Here is a 13,052-nt window from a genome sequence, read left to right on the forward strand (position 1 = left end):
GCCGCCTCGTGAGTGAGCGCCCTGTGCTGACCCTTATCGCCGCCGTCTCCAGCGATGGCTTCATCTCGTTGGGAAGAGGTGTGCCGTGGCAGTTGCCCCGGGACAAGGAGCACTTTAGGCGCACCACCGCTGGCCACTGGCTGCTCATCGGCCGCCGCACATATGAGGAAATGCATGGCTGGTTCACCGACCATCACCCGCTCGTGCTCACGCACAGCCCAGGGTATTTGCCACGTGAGGGCCAGTCTGTGGCAAGCGTGACCGAGGCCATTCATGCCGCCACCGCAGGCGGGGCCAAAGAGCTTTTTGTCTGTGGCGGAGGGGAGGCCTACGCTGCAGCCCTGCCCTTTGCAGACAGGCTCATCCTGACGCATGTGCACGATCATCTTGGAGCTGGCGTCGCCTTTCCAGCCATCAAGGCGGACGAATGGCGGCAGACATACCGGCGGGATTTTCCGGCCGATGCCAGCCATGCCCAAGCACTGAGCCTTGCCACTTACGAGCGCTCTTGCCAGCCCAGGCAGCACCAAGAAAATGCATTATAGTAATTTCAAGATGAGCAAAACCAGCTTTCGGTGTATCTAAGAAGAGAAGATGTCCCTTCCTAACCAGTTCAGCCCGGGCTCTGCAGCCGCATTTCTGGCGGCTGCAATCCTGCTCTGTGCTGGGTGCACCACTAGCCTGAACACTGCGGCCACTCCTGGCAAGGCCCAGCCTGAATCCAAGGACATCTCCCTCGTAAAGTCCCCCACAGACCTGAGCTTTCTTCTGAGCATGAGTTTCGTGGAGGCCAAGAGCATCTCCACTCAGCAGTTGGAAATGCCGCCCTACATCAAGATCGCCGCAGATTCGATTCAGGTGTTCAAGTATTCCCCTGACGGCAAGCCAGTGAAAGTGCGGGCGCGGGGCAAAGTCTTTCTCGAAATGGATTTCAACGAACCGGCCAAGGCTCTCTGCCAGGAAGCCTTCATCACGGGAGATGAAGTCATCCTGCGCGGCAGCCCGATCCTGCAGCGTGGTGGCAGCATGGTCGAAGGGCTGGATGAAAGCACCATCTTCTATCTTTTTGGTACATCGCTGCGTGTCATCGGTCTGCACAAGGTGAATAACCAGACCGAAATTGCTTCGCTGATGCCGACACTCGGGACTTGGGCGGCTGGCCCCAATCCGCTCCTCCCCCCCCTCACAGAGAGTTCCGTGCCATCCAGCATTCGCGACTCCATGCAGCGTGCAGCCGAGGCTGAGATGCTGCACCAGAAAACTCGCGAACTGTATGGTCCCGCCCAGAATGCCCCCCCAGCACCGGCGCAGCCTGAAAAAGACACCGAGAAGCCCAAGTCCCCTCCTCCTCCATCGGCAACCAAGAAACCGGTGGTCGAAATCCGCCGAGCCGTCCCCAGCAAACCCACCTCCAGCAATCGTTTTCGGACGGACAAAAGCCGCGCGTAAGCTGAAGGTCCAAGCAAACGGCTGCCAGAACACTCAGCCCACAATGGCCTGCGGCACACGCCCATGCACGTCGGTGAGGCGATAGTCACGGCCGGCGTAGCGGTAGGTCAGCTTTTCATGATCCATGCCCAGGAGATGCAGGATGGTGGCATGCACGTCGTGCACATGCATCTTGTCCACGGCTGCCTTGAAGCCAAAGTCATCGCTCTGCCCATAGGCCGTGCCGCCGCGAACACCGCCGCCAGCAAAGAACATGCAGAAGCCATGCGGATTGTGGTCGCGGCCGTTGCCGTTTTCGCTCACGGGCGTACGGCCAAATTCACCGCCCCAGATGATGAGGGTGTCCTCCAGCATGCCACGCTGCTTGAGATCGCCGATCAGCGCCGCGATGGGGCGGTCAATATCCGCCGCGAGCTTTCGGGTCTGTTCATCGTGCTTGGAGTGCGTGTCCCAGGGCTGGCCGTTGCCGTAGTAGAGCTGCACGTAGCGCACCCCGCGCTCCACCAGACGGCGGGCCATGAGGCAGCCGTTGGAGAAATGGCTCTTGCCATACATCTCGCGCACACGTTCGGGCTCCAGATTCACATCAAAGGCATCGGTGGCGGCGGACTGCATGCGGTAGGCGGTCTCCATGGCCTGGATGCGGCCATTGAGCGCCACATCCGCGCCGCCGCGTGCGGCCAGATGCTCGGCATTCAGCGCCTGCATAAGATCAAGCTGCCGTCGCTGATCCGCCCGCGCCAGCTTCTCATTCGTCAGCCACGGGATCATCTGCTTCGGATCGAGATTGGAGTGGTTGATATACACGCCCTGATGCTGCGCGGGTAGAAATGCGCTGGTCCAGAGGACTGAGAAGCGCACGGGCTTGCCAGGGCAAAGGACGACGAAGGAAGGCAGATTGGCATTCTCATTGCCCAGACCGTAGCTGAGCCATGAGCCCATGCTGGGCACGCGCTCGGTCATAGTGCCATTGTTCATCAGCAGCAGTGCCGGGCCGTGATTCGGGTTGTCCGTATGGCAGGAGCGCAGGACGCAGAGGTCATCGGCATGCCGGGCCAGATTGGGCAGCAGCTTGCTGATCTCCAGTCCGCTCTGTCCGTGTTTGGAGTACTGGTAGGGAGAGGCCAGCAGCCCGCCGGTGGGGCGCTCGGTGCGGAGGTCTGCCCCCTGAGGCTTCTGCCCGGAGTATTTGGTGAGGCCCGGCTTGGGATCAAAGAAGTCCGGGCCGAAGGGGCCGCCGTTCATGAAGAGCTGGATCACACGCTTGGCCTTCGGCACAAAGTTCGTGCGTGGTGCCGCATGCAGGGTGGAGGCCAGCCCCAGCGTGCCCAGGCCACCCCCCATGCGGGAGAGCAGTGCACGACGTGAAAGAGCAGAGAGAGCGGACATGCGGAGTGTACGCAGCCAAAACCCCGACGCTTGCGTGGGATCGCATCCTGAACCGACTCAGAGCTTTGCCCCCGCACGTGCAGGGGGGCTGGCCTGCATGCGAGCATGCAGGCCAAAACCGATGGGCAGATACAAAGCAAAGCCGTAAGCCAGAAACCAGACGCCGATGAGCAGCCAGAACTTCACCGGCTGCCGCTCCCTCAGCGTGAGCCGCCAATACCCGTTCATGCAGCCGGTTTGCAGCGTCTGCACCAGACGGCTCGCCACCAGAAGGCTCCACAACGGCACCAGCACCGTCACGAGGCCAAAGGAATGCATGACCGCACCGCAAACCGCAGACACAACCGAAAGCGCAAAAAGCAGCCAGACCCAAGGTGAGCGAAGTTCAATCCGCCTCACCGGCACACTTTGCCGCTGAGCCGTCAGCACTCCGCCATGCTCTGGCCCAAGCTGGGACACCCCTTCAGACAAACCACGGTGGATGACCTCACCACAGCCGGGACATTGGACCGCCACGCCCCGTGTGCGGTGCCTTTGTCCGACGCCCGGGCGTTTGCAAAAGGGGCAGCAAAGAGCCTGCCAGCGCCGCTGAATCTGAATGCCCATGAGCAAGACTCCGGCCACGGCAATGATTTGCAGCCCCTTGACCACCGTCTCCTCCGATGCTGCAGCGCCAGACGCCAGTGCCAGGCAGGGGACTGCTCCCAAGGACATCTCCTGGAGCAGATCAAAGCAGAAACGGTCAGTCATCCGGCCAGAGAATCCGTTTTCAGCCTTGCTGGCAATTCCACTTTCGGACCGTTCGTGGAACCCGCCGGGCCGTCATTTCCACGATGAATGCCCCTGGATCTGAATCTCAAACGGCGTCAGCATGGAGAGCGGCTGGCCAGTTTCGCATTCAAAGGGGTACACCATCACATTCGGCACCACACAGCGGAGGTGGAAGTCGTAGAAAGCACGCATGTAGTCGGCGGTCACCGCCGCTTCGGGATTCATCTGCCTCCACAGGATCGCCTTGATGACGTAGCCGTGGCAGACCACGAGGATGCCCTGCTCCGTACGCTGCCGCAGTGCGGCCAGGGATTCGTCAATGCGGACGTAGAATTCGCGAAAGCTCTCCGCCCCCTCGCCATCGCAGTAGTCGGGATCGCAGCGCTCCCAGTACTGGCGTGCAGGCTCGCGGCGCAGCGTCTCGGTGGTGCCCACATAGCGGGCGGGGGCCAGAAAGGTCAGCTCATGCAGCGGCAGCATGAGCACCGGTACCTGCGGCATGCGTCTGCGCAGCGGCTCCACGGTGAAGCCCGTGCGTGCATAGCGGGAAACCACGATCAGCTCAGGCACCGTGTGCCACTGCGCCCCCAGAGCCTCCGCCTGTGCCAGCCCCTTTTCACTCAGGCCGATCTCATGCGGCGTGTCCGTGGGAAACCCTGCATTGCTGAGACTTTCGGCGTGACGGATGAACCAGATCTTTTTCTTCATGGGGGCGTCTGCCATAGGCGCTGTGATGAGCGATGGCAAACGCGGGTGAAGGCATGCAAAAAAAATCACGCGTGCATGTTTGTTGGGAGTGCGTTTGCGAAAAGCAGGAACGAACGCCGCTGCAGCCCTCGCAGGGCGGATGGCAGGTGCCGCTGGAGAGACTGCAACTGCTTACCGCACTCCTTCATGCCTCACCGCCGCCCGCCCCTCCATCTTCCCTTTTTCCTGCAGTGCATGGCCCACCGGCATAAAAGCGGCAAACACGTACGCCAAAAACCAAACGGTGGTTCGGACCCAGAACTTTAGCGGCTGACGGCTGCGGAAGGTGGGGCCTGCATTGTCATCCAAACAGCCGGTGCTCAGCGTCTGCACCAGATGGCTCGCCACCAGAAAACACCACAACGGACCAAACACGGTGAGAAAGCTGAACTCATGGATCGCCACCCCACACAGAGCCGACAGAACGGAGATGCCAAACAACACCCAGAACCATGGCGAGCGAAACTGCACCTTCCGAACAGGTACGGCAGGCTTCGGCCCGCAGTGCTCCCCCCTGTCACGGACGATCTTCCACCCCAGCAATCCCCCGCCCCGAATTTCGCCGCAAGAGGGACAGTTCATCGTCAGCCCTTCAGAGCGGTCCAGATAAGCCGGTCCCGGGCGGGCGCAAAACGGACAATACAGCAGCAAGCGCCGGCGGATCATCTTTACTCCCAGCACCAGCCCCAACAGCCCATAGATCATCATCAGCCCGAGCCACACCCACACCAGATGAGGGGCATGACCGCCAGAAGGCTGCTCCCGCAAAAACAGCAGGTTCAACAGCCAGCCCCCGATCAGCGCCCAAGGAGCTGTGTGAATCGCATAAAAACAAAACCGATAACTAAACATCTACGCGAGTGAACCGGATCCCCCGGTTCTTGGCAATGACAGTCTGAAACGGGAATTGGAAGCGGGCCTACAACACACTTTCAGGAATGAAAAGCGTGGCATTCAAAAGCCGCTGCAGTCCCACCACCGCACCCCGCACACAGAGTCTCACACAGGATAGGCCGAATCCACAAGGCTGTCCTTGTGGAATGGCCGACTCCTCAGAGCCCCCTACTTCTTCGTCTCCGCCTTGAGTGCGGCTTTGTCTGCCTGCATGGCGGCGAGTGCAGCGGCCTGGCGGGCTTTCTGCTTGGCTTCGTACTCAGCGATGGCTTTGGCTCGGGCTTCAGCACGTCTGGCTTTGGCTTCTTCCTCGGCCTGGGTGAGCTTGGCACGTTCGGCGTCCTGGGCGGCTTTGGCGGCGGCGGCTTCGGCGGCGCGTTTTTCTTTCTCAATCCGGATGGCATCTTTTTCAGCCTGCTGCTTGGCTTTCAGTTCGGCAGCAGCAACACGGAGAGCTTCACGCTCGGCTTCGGCCTGGGCTTTGATGGCGGCTTTCTCGGCTTCGGCCTGCTCCTTGGCGAGGCGTGCGGCCTCTTTGGCGGCTTCCTTTTCCGCGAGAGCCTGGGCCTTGGCGGCGGCTTTTTCAGCATCTGCCTGCTCTTTGGCGAGGCGGGCAGCTTCCTTGGCAGCAGCAGCAGCGGCTTTTTCGGCCTCCTTCTGGGCAAGCAGCGCGGCCTTGGCCTCAGCGGCGGCGAGCATGGCGGCCAGTTTCTCGGCCTCGGCCTTCTCCTTGGCCGCGGCTTTCTCGGCGGCTTCCTGTTCCTTGGCCAGGCGTGCAGCCTCCTTGGCGGCGGCTTTCTCTGCCTCTGCCTGTTCTTTGGCAATGCGTGCAGCTTCCTTCGCGGCGGCCTTCTCGGCTTCGGCCTGCTCCTTGGCAAGGCGGGCGGCTTCTTTGGCGGCTTCCTTCTCGGCCTGCTCGCGGGCTTTGGCTTCGGCTTTCTCGAGAGCGGCCTGCTCTTTGGCGAGGCGCTCGGCCTCTTTGGCAGCCTCTTTCTCAGCCAGCGCCTGTGCCTTGGCTTCGGCAGCAGCGAGCAGGGCGGCCAGGCGTTCTGCCTGGGCGCGCTCCTTGGCGGCGATCTTCTCGGCGGCTTCACGTTCCTTGGCCAGACGAGCGGCCTCTTTTTCAGCCAGGGCACGGGCTTTGGCTTCCTCCTTTTCTGCCAGTTCCTTGGCCTTGATGGCAGCGGCGGCGGCGCGCATGGCCTCCAGTTCCAGCTGAGCCTGCGCTTTGGCAGCGGCAGCGGCCTGCTCCTTGGCGATGCGGGCGGCTTCCTTCTCGGCGAGCGCGGCCAGGCGCGCGGCCTCCTTCTCGGCCAGCGCCTGCGCCTTGGCAGCCTCGCGCTCTGCGATGTCGGCAGCCACCTTTGCCTCCATAGCGGCGGTGAGCTGCGTGGTGTAGTCGATCAATTTTTGACTCAGCTCCGCCGCTGTGGCGGTGAGCTCCGGCGCGGCTTCATCGAGCACACGGGGCTGGATTTCAAGCGCTTGGAGTTTCTGCGCCGTGTCTGCAAGGAGGGAAAGGAATTTGGGATCGAGCTTCGTGGTCATTACAGGTGGTCGGGGAAAAAAACGGGCTGTCATCATGGTCTCAGATGGGCGGGTGTAAAGGATGAAGCCGCGTTTCAAGCTTCAGGCTGCCGGAAGTTTACGGAGGCGGCGTTCTGAGCCGGCTGAAGCAGGCAAAGCGATGCGTGCCGCTCCCCAAGCCATTACCCACTCAGCCTCTCTTGACCACGGCCCGCTCCTGCCGACACCTTCCGCATGCATCGTGCTCTTCTCTCCATCGCGCTCCTTTCAGCCCAGCTCAGCTCCGCCATCGCGGAAGACGCCCCGATTTGTCTGAGCGCCAGCCAGCTTTCCATCGCCACGGGCAAGCCATCACTTGTGCTCATGTCCAGCGGCTCCACACACATCCCGGTGTGGTCCATGTCCGGCGGCACGGAGGGGCAGTCCGTGTGCGGCGTGGTGAGCGGCCTGCCGCGCGACTGCGGTGGTGTGCGGGTGGAAATCACCGTAACCTCCACCGATGCGGAGACGAGCCCGGCATTTGAAGATGTCTACCGCGTCCACCTTTCCCAGATGATCGAGGGGGCACCCTTCACGGCGAGGCATCTGCAAGGTGACCCCGTGCGCACTGCGCTGCCCGCTGAGCCGCTGCACTCCCGTAACATCGTGCTTGAGACCTACTACGAGGTGTTGCCCGCTGCGCCCCTGACCGTGCGCATTCAGCGCGAGCCCGGCGACCCCGCAGATACTTTCACCCGTCCCACCGGACTGGCGATGGTGAAGGTGACGCCCTTGAAAGCGCCAGCCAAGCCGCTGGTGGTACAGGACGCCCCCGGTTACAACTCCTGGCCGATGCTCCAGGCACTGGGCGACAAGCTGGTGTGCGTTTACACACGGGGCTCAGGCCACACCATTGGCGAAGACGCCCGCGCCACCTATGCACGCACCTCCAGCGATGGCGGCAAAACGTGGACCGCTGAGACGCTGGTGGCCGACTCCCCCGGCTACGGCGATGTGCCTGTGGGCAAGGGCCTGGACTCCACCGGCGCGATGCTGCTGTGGGTGCGCCGTGTGGGCAAGGAGTGGCACCAAGATCTCTACCGCAGCACGGACGGGGTAAAGTTCACCCTCATCTCCACGCCCAAGCTCGACGTACGGCCCGTGCAGATCACGGACGTGTTTTCCGTCCCCACCGTGGGCCTGATGTCGCTGTGGTTTGCCGGAAACTATGGCCAAGATTCTGACAACGCCTGGGGCATGGTAACCAGCCAGGACGATGGCAAGACCTGGACGCAAACCCCGGTGGAGACCGGCCTGCCCAAAGATCAGTGGCCCACCGAACCCGCCGCCGTGTACCTCGGAGACGGCAAGATCCTCTGCATAGCACGCACAGAGATGGGCGGGCCGGGCACCGTGCGCTCGCAGTTTCAGATAACCTCCACCGACTACGGCAAAACGTGGACGCGCAAGCAGACCAACATCAGCGATGTTGCAGCCTCCACCCCGAGCCTCATTCTCGATGAGAAGAGCGGACTGCTGAGCCTCTACTACTACCAGCGGGGACGCGCGGGCATCCTGCGCCGCCGCGTGGTGGAGCCGGGCAAAGTGTTTAAGCATCCGCTGCTCTGGCCCGCATCCGAAGCCATCGCCACAGGCAGCCAGATCGCATATGATGCGGGCAATGTGAACGCCACGGTAATCGGGAACACGCATTACCTCTCGTTCTATTCCGGCAAGGCTCCGAATACCTCGGTGCTGGTATCGGTTGTGAAAGCGCCGGAGGGCGCGGAGAAGAAGTAGTGGGCGCGCACAAACTGACCAGCCTCACCGCTGATCAGCGGGCTCGAGCTCAATCCACAAACAGCATCTCATTCCCAGCCAGCAGCGCCTGAGCGTACTGCGTCCACACGGCGGAGTCCTTCTCTCTTCCGCTGACAAATGCCTGCGCCACACTGGCCTCGTGTGCGCTTGGCTTGCGGCCAAACAGACGCGCATAGACATCCTCCAGGCGGTGTGCCATAGCCCACTTCCCCAGCACGGCGGACTGCTGCTGCATGAAGGGGGAGTTCAGAGCAAACAATCCCTGCAGCGGGGTAATGGTCTCGGTGCGCCACGGGCTGTGCGCGCCAGGATCTGGCACATCATGGATGCGAAGCATGGGGTCCATGTCCTGACGGTCTGCGGCTCCGTAGAGCGAGCGGCGCAGGTTGGTCGTGGCGCTGACGGCTGAAGCAGGCCCCCCGAGGGTGAGATCGAGCTGACCTGAAGCGCTGAGGATGGCATCGCGCCAGGATTCCCAGTCAAGCCTGCGGCGCAGCATGCGGGTGTAAAGCCTGTTCTCGGGATCGCGCTGCTCAGAGACGGCAGCCACACTGCTCTGCTGCCAGGTGGCGGAATTTAGAATCTCACGATGCAGCCACTTGAGCGACCAGCCGTGCTCCATGAAGCGGCCTGCGAGATCGTCCAGCAGTTCAGGGTGTGTGGGGGCTTCACCAAGATTGCCGAACTCGCTGGGAGTATCGACCAGACCGCGCCCAAAATGGTGCTTCCACACACGATTCACGATGACCCGTGCGGTCAGCGGGGCGGCATCTTCCGTGATGGCCTGTGCCAGCTCCAGGCGGCCGCTGCCGGTGGTAAATTTGCGCGGAAGGCCGGTCTTGGACGGGAAGGCGGAGAGAAAGCGGCGCGGCACGGTCTCGCCAAGGTCGTTCGGATTCCCGCGCTTCATCAGCTCAAGATCCCGCGCCATGCCCATCTTGTAATCCAGCTTGGTGCCGTGCTCTTTTTCCTTGTTCACGACGTAGAGCGCGGCCTCCTCCACGGCATTGGCCATGGGCATATTGAAGTGGGGTGTCGTGCTCTTGATGGCGGTGATTTTGGCCTCGCACTCCTGCATCTGCTTTGCCAGGTCTGCGGGCTTCTTTTTCTTGAGATCGGCAATCTGCTTTTCCAGCGCGGCCACCTCGCTGCGTGCCTTGGCCACAGGCTTCCACAATTCGTCTTTCATGGTCGGCAGCTCGGAGAGCTTCACCGAGGCAAAGACGCCCGCCAGCGCGTAGTAATCCTGCGCAGTGATGGGGTCAGACTTGTGATCATGGCAGCGGGCGCAGGCCAGCGTGAGGCCGAGGAAGGTGCGGCCAATGGCGTCCACGTGCTCCTCCCATTCATCCGCGACGGTGGTCTTGATGATTTCGGGAGGCAGCTGCAGCTCTTTGAAATACGTGGGGCTCAGGCCGATGAAGCCCAAAGCCACACGATCCTGCGGCTTGCTGTCCGGGAGGAAATCAGTCGCAAGCTGACGCAGCACAAAGCGGTCATAGGGCATGTCCTCATTGAGCGCCTGCACCACCCAGTCGCGGTAAAGGTAGGAGTACTTCGTGGAGTCCAGCCAGTTCGGCGTCTCGTCAGCGTAGCGGGCGAGGTCCAGCCAGTGGCGTGCCCAGCGCTCGCCGTAGTGGGGGCTGCGCAGGGTTTCATCCACCCGGCGGCTCCAGCCAGCAATCCCCTGCTCCGCCGAAAGCTCAGGGGCAGAAGCACTAGAGCCGTCGCTGGAAAGCTGCTCCGCTGGCGGCAGCCCCGTGAGATCAAAGGACAGCCTGCGCTGCAGTACGCGCCCGTCGGCACGTGGCGCAGGCTTCAGCCCGGCGGCCTCCATCTTGGAGAGGATGTAGTAGTCAATGCGAGTGCGCGGCCAGCCCTTGTCCTGCACCTGCGGCAGCGGGGTGCGCTTCAGCGGCGCAAAGGACCACGGCACCGGCTTGGGCCCATCATCTTTTTTGGCAATACCCTTCCCCGCAGCGGCAAGAAGCAGCACGGCCAGGCAGACAAGTCTTGAGGAGGAGATGCGCACTGGCAGAGTACACGGCTCAAGGCTCGGGCCTTTCCAAAAAAGAGAGCTGCCTGGAGAGCCACGGCTTCGCGCGCACGACGCCCCACCCGTGCCACCTCAAGCCTGCAGGCTCTTCTGCCTGACAAGCCATTCGCGTGACACCGTGGGTTTGAAATCAAACCCCGGGAGGTGGCGGTCCACAACGGCAAAGAGCGAGCTCGCGAGCGCGATCACAACATCGGTGCTGCCTTGGGACTGGAAGTAGCCCACGGAAACGTTGTAGGCGACGATTTTCTCCTTGAGCACTTTGAGCGCCACCTCGTGCCGCCGGGTCGCAGCACTCCGGGTGGCTGCCGCTTCTTTGCGATACATCGCCGCCAGCCGTGGATTCGGCCCGGAGAGCGGGCTGCCGACGGTCTCGGTACGCGTGGCCAGCAACTCCTTGGCCGTCGCCTGCCGCTCAGCCAGAGCCAGGGCCTTCTCTGCGGCAGCAAGCTCATGCTCCCGCGAGAAAAGATCGGTAAAAATGAGCACCAGCGCTTCTACGGCACGCTTTGGCAGACCTTCTTGCTTTTGGGCGACCGTTGTGAGCCTCCTCACCGTTTCCACCGCTTCCGGCAATCCGGGCTGCTCCGCCAGCCGTAATGGTCTTAGACACAAAACGATGGAAGGCGACTGCAAGGGATCCCCCTTGATATCCTCTGCCACACCCGAGACGGTGACTCCCAGAGACATCAAAACCATCAAACAGCTTTTCATAGTCATCCAAGGCAACAACCCCAAACAACGCAGACTGTTACAGCCAACTTTCAAACATGCCTGATGGAGCTGCCATCCTGCCTCTTGAAGACAGCTCGGAAGGGTCTGGCTTGTCTCAAGAAATCATTGGCGGCATGCTTCATGCGGACTTAAATCTCAGCGTGACTGCGCCTGCGGCGGTCTATCTATCAAACCCATGCCAACCTCCTCCGCACTCCGCGACGCTCTGACCCAGTCACCGAACAACCTTTCGCTGCTGCTGCTCTATGGTCGTGCCTGTCTCGAGGAACTGCACCTGGATGAGGCCCGGGAGGTCTTTTCCCGCGCCTTGGAGCTGGATCCAGACCAGACCGATGCCATGCTGGGCATCGCCAAGGTTCTGTTCATGGAGGGAGACACCTCCGGGGCTGCTGTCCGTGCCGAGCGGGTTATTTTTCTGGAACCTACCAACGCGCAGGCCCACCTGCTGCTGAGCCGCGTGTATCTGAGCGAAGGCGACCGCCCCAAAGCCATTGAGCATTTTGACCGTGCGGCACAGATCGACGGCACCATGAGCGACCCAGCACTGGAGCGCGAGCTGGGCCGAACAGCGCGCGATGCCCGCAAAACCGCCCCAGCCCCCGCTCCAGAGCCGCCCACTCAGGAAGCCCCCATGTCCGGCGCTGGTGACCAGGACGATTTTTTCGATGATCCCTTTGATGACCCTCCGTTTGACTGGAGGCCCGAGACGTTTTACGCCCCGGGAGATCCCGAGCGCGGCAATGTGACTTTTGCCGATGTGGGCGGCATGGAGGAGCTGAAAGAGGAGATACGCCTCAAGATCACCTACCCCCTGCAGTTCCCTGATCTCTACAAAGCCTATGGCCGTAAGACCGGCGGTGGCATCCTGATCTACGGCCCCCCAGGCTGCGGCAAGACGCTGATCCTCCGCGCCGTCGCTGGCGAAGTGCCCTGCAACTACCTTTCCGTGGGCTTGCACGAGATCTTTGACCCCTACTTCGGAAGCACCGAGCGGAATCTGCACCAGATCTTTGAAACCGCACGGGCCAACGCCCCGTGCGTGCTGGTGTTTGACGACATCGACTCCCTGGCGATGGACCGTCGGCAGATCCGTGAAAGCCAGATGCGCAATCTGGTGAACCAGTTTCTGCATGAGATGGACGGCATCCGCAGCGAAAACCAGCGCATCCTCGTCATTGGTGCCACAAACCAGCCCTGGGCGCTTGATCCCGCCTTCCGCCGTCCCGGACGTTTTGACCAGGCCATCTTCGTGGCCCCGCCAGACGCGCCTGCGCGTGCGCAGATCATTGAACTGCTGGCCAAAGACAAGCCCATTGCCGAATTCGACAACACCGAACTGATCGAGGCCACCAACGGTTTCTCCGGAGCCGACCTGAAATGGGTCTTTGACCGCGCCGCAGAGCTGGCTCTTTCCGCCGCCATTCACACCGGGCAGCCCGTGCCGATCACGCTGGAACTCCTGCTCGCCGTAGCCAAGGCTCACACCCCCAGCACCCAGGAGTGGTTTGAAGGTGTTCGCACCCACGCGCAGGCCCAGGAGGGCCCCAACAGCATCTTCAACGACATGCGCAAGTTCCTCAACGCACCTTCCTCGAATACGAAGAAGGAGCGGTAAGAGAAGCCGCCCAAGGCTGACGTGACCAGGACAAATAAGACGAATGGGTCCTATACGACGTATAGGACC

At 61.9% G+C, this 13,052-nt stretch carries 11 protein-coding genes; 4 read left to right on the forward strand and 7 right to left on the reverse strand.

Features of this window, described 5'->3' with window-relative positions; all coding sequences use genetic code 11:
• The first annotated feature begins 8 nt into the window (after positions 1-8).
• Positions 9-545: a dihydrofolate reductase gene (locus ACZ5WW_RS03985; protein WP_377167605.1), complete on the forward strand. Its 537-nt coding sequence runs from the start codon at positions 9-11 to the stop codon at positions 543-545.
• 49 nt (positions 546-594) lie between these two features.
• The gene (locus tag ACZ5WW_RS03990) at positions 595-1,449 is read left to right on the forward strand and encodes a hypothetical protein (RefSeq protein ID WP_377167602.1); all 855 of its coding nucleotides are present in this window, start codon (positions 595-597) and stop codon (positions 1,447-1,449) included.
• A gap of 33 nt (positions 1,450-1,482) precedes the next feature.
• Here the strand turns inward: ACZ5WW_RS03990 and ACZ5WW_RS03995 are convergent, their stop codons facing one another.
• The 5 genes from ACZ5WW_RS03995 to ACZ5WW_RS04015 form a co-directional block, all read right to left on the reverse strand.
• Positions 1,483-2,838, reverse strand: coding sequence for a DUF1501 domain-containing protein (locus ACZ5WW_RS03995; RefSeq protein ID WP_377167599.1), 1,356 nt, complete (start codon positions 2,836-2,838; stop codon positions 1,483-1,485).
• A 57-nt stretch (positions 2,839-2,895) separates the two neighbouring features.
• Positions 2,896-3,588, reverse strand: coding sequence for a hypothetical protein (locus ACZ5WW_RS04000; protein WP_377167596.1), 693 nt, complete (start codon positions 3,586-3,588; stop codon positions 2,896-2,898).
• 72 nt (positions 3,589-3,660) lie between these two features.
• Positions 3,661-4,332: a histidine phosphatase family protein gene (locus ACZ5WW_RS04005; RefSeq protein WP_377167593.1), complete on the reverse strand. Its 672-nt coding sequence runs from the start codon at positions 4,330-4,332 to the stop codon at positions 3,661-3,663.
• 156 nt (positions 4,333-4,488) lie between these two features.
• Positions 4,489-5,208, reverse strand: coding sequence for a hypothetical protein (locus ACZ5WW_RS04010; RefSeq protein WP_377167590.1), 720 nt, complete (start codon positions 5,206-5,208; stop codon positions 4,489-4,491).
• 210 nt (positions 5,209-5,418) lie between these two features.
• Positions 5,419-6,798, reverse strand: a complete 1,380-nt coding sequence (locus ACZ5WW_RS04015) for a hypothetical protein (RefSeq protein ID WP_377167587.1) — start codon at positions 6,796-6,798, stop codon at positions 5,419-5,421.
• A 213-nt stretch (positions 6,799-7,011) separates the two neighbouring features.
• On the opposite strand from ACZ5WW_RS04015, the gene ACZ5WW_RS04020 reads away from it, so the two are divergent.
• Positions 7,012-8,556 carry a sialidase family protein gene (locus ACZ5WW_RS04020; protein ID WP_377167584.1) on the forward strand — a complete coding sequence of 515 codons (1,545 nt, stop codon included), beginning with the start codon at positions 7,012-7,014 and terminating at the stop codon, positions 8,554-8,556.
• Between the two features lie 49 nt (positions 8,557-8,605).
• Here the strand turns inward: ACZ5WW_RS04020 and ACZ5WW_RS04025 are convergent, their stop codons facing one another.
• Positions 8,606-10,609 (reverse strand): DUF1553 domain-containing protein, encoded by a 2,004-nt coding sequence (locus ACZ5WW_RS04025; RefSeq protein ID WP_377167581.1) that lies wholly within the window; start codon positions 10,607-10,609, stop codon positions 8,606-8,608.
• 96 nt (positions 10,610-10,705) lie between these two features.
• A complete protein-coding gene (locus ACZ5WW_RS04030) occupies positions 10,706-11,347 on the reverse strand; it encodes a hypothetical protein (protein ID WP_377167578.1) in 642 nt (213 codons plus the stop codon).
• Positions 11,348-11,543: 196 nt separating this feature from the next.
• Between ACZ5WW_RS04030 and ACZ5WW_RS04035 the strand changes: the two genes are divergently transcribed.
• Entirely contained in the window at positions 11,544-12,983 is a 1,440-nt protein-coding gene (locus ACZ5WW_RS04035) for an AAA family ATPase (RefSeq protein WP_377167575.1), read from the forward strand.
• Positions 12,984-13,052: the final 69 nt, after the last annotated feature.

The organism is Prosthecobacter fluviatilis, from assembly GCF_055388355.1.

What these genes read in the sequence shown, in the direction of transcription:
- ACZ5WW_RS03990 (WP_377167602.1), top strand. Translation starts at nt 595, where the DNA reads ATGTCCCTTCCTAACCAGTTCAGCCCGGGCTCTGCAGCCGCATTTCTG.
- ACZ5WW_RS03995 (WP_377167599.1), bottom strand. Translation starts at nt 2,838, where the DNA reads ATGTCCGCTCTCTCTGCTCTTTCACGTCGTGCACTGCTCTCCCGCATG.
- ACZ5WW_RS04000 (WP_377167596.1), bottom strand. Translation starts at nt 3,588, where the DNA reads ATGACTGACCGTTTCTGCTTTGATCTGCTCCAGGAGATGTCCTTGGGA.
- ACZ5WW_RS04005 (WP_377167593.1), bottom strand. Translation starts at nt 4,332, where the DNA reads ATGGCAGACGCCCCCATGAAGAAAAAGATCTGGTTCATCCGTCACGCC.
- ACZ5WW_RS04010 (WP_377167590.1), bottom strand. Translation starts at nt 5,208, where the DNA reads ATGTTTAGTTATCGGTTTTGTTTTTATGCGATTCACACAGCTCCTTGG.
- ACZ5WW_RS04015 (WP_377167587.1), bottom strand. Translation starts at nt 6,798, where the DNA reads ATGACCACGAAGCTCGATCCCAAATTCCTTTCCCTCCTTGCAGACACG.
- ACZ5WW_RS04020 (WP_377167584.1), top strand. Translation starts at nt 7,012, where the DNA reads ATGCATCGTGCTCTTCTCTCCATCGCGCTCCTTTCAGCCCAGCTCAGC.
- ACZ5WW_RS04030 (WP_377167578.1), bottom strand. Translation starts at nt 11,347, where the DNA reads ATGAAAAGCTGTTTGATGGTTTTGATGTCTCTGGGAGTCACCGTCTCG.
- ACZ5WW_RS04035 (WP_377167575.1), top strand. Translation starts at nt 11,544, where the DNA reads ATGCCAACCTCCTCCGCACTCCGCGACGCTCTGACCCAGTCACCGAAC.